This window comes from Paraburkholderia sp. RL17-380-BIE-A (genome assembly GCF_046028085.1).
Taxonomy (GTDB): Bacteria; Pseudomonadota; Gammaproteobacteria; order Burkholderiales; family Burkholderiaceae; genus Paraburkholderia.
In genome coordinates this window covers 1-1,061 of the sequence record NZ_JARESQ010000049.1, presented here as the reverse complement: position 1 = coordinate 1,061, position 1,061 = coordinate 1, and the positions used below count along the sequence as shown (strand labels likewise).

Genomic DNA, 1,061 nt, shown 5'->3' with positions numbered 1-1,061 from the left:
CCGGCCAGCCAGCCGTGATACACCTCGACGCGCTGCCCCACCGCAGTCCAGTCCGTGCTGCCGGTTGCCCCTTGCGTGAGAATCATCGTGTCGCTTTCGGGCAGGTAGATGATCCGGGTAAGTTGCGAGATGGTGCGTGGGATCGGCATCGTGATCGCGGCGCCCCAGACCGGTTTGCCACTCGAATCGAAACCTGTCAGTGGGTAGTGTGAAATGACATTGGTCTTGTCGAGACCCGCCCAGATATCGCCCTTGCTATCCAGACAGAAGCCATTGCGCACGCGTGCCGTCGTAGCGAAGGCCGTTCCCGGCAACGCGCCATCAGGAATCGCAATGTAGCCGCTCGCCGGGTTGAAGTGGAAAAAGTAGAAGGTATCGGGGTTCTGACTCGCGGCGACGAGTATCCGGTGCCCTCTCACGCTGGCGATCTGCGCAAAATGTTCGCCACGTTCGTGGTCGGCAAGATTGATCCGGGGGTCGGCCGGATAGGTGATCGGGTCGATTGTGTTGGCAACCAGGGTGCCACCCACGGTACCCGAATAGATATTCATTCCGCCGTAGAAGATCGCCCCGTCGGTGGCCGGATCCGGAGCCGCGTTGCCCTCGAAGTTCACCGATTGGAGCTGCCAGCGCAGAACTCCGGTCCCGTCGTATGCGTGGATGTCGGTGCCGCCGTTACGGCCGAGGTCCCATGACCCTCCCCATGGATTGTTCAGGACGTAGAGATCGCGCGCGGAATCCCTGCCGATGCCGGTGACGCGCGTAAAGCGCTTATCGCCCACTTGCCCTTTTATGCCATTGGCCGTACTGAGAAAGCCGCCTTGAACACCGAACGTCCCCGCGGCATACGGCGTGCCGGACACGTCATAGATCTTGATATTCATATCCGGCCCTTCGTCGCCGATCCATAGCTGGTCGCTCGTCGCATCGAAGTACAGCGAAGCGGGCCGCGTTTTGGCCGGCAACTGGATAGTGTTCCGGCGCTCCCCGCCTGGACTGAACTGGATCACGGTGCCCAGGCTCTGTTGTGCGACCCAGACGTTTCCAGCTGCGTCTACCGC

Annotated in this window: 1 protein-coding gene; it reads right to left on the bottom strand. The window is 61.3% G+C overall.

Translation table 11 applies throughout. From position 1 onward, the window contains the following. On the bottom strand, window positions 1-1,061 hold a 1,061-nt coding region (locus P0D68_RS35465; RefSeq protein ID WP_408468831.1), incomplete at both ends, for an SMP-30/gluconolactonase/LRE family protein.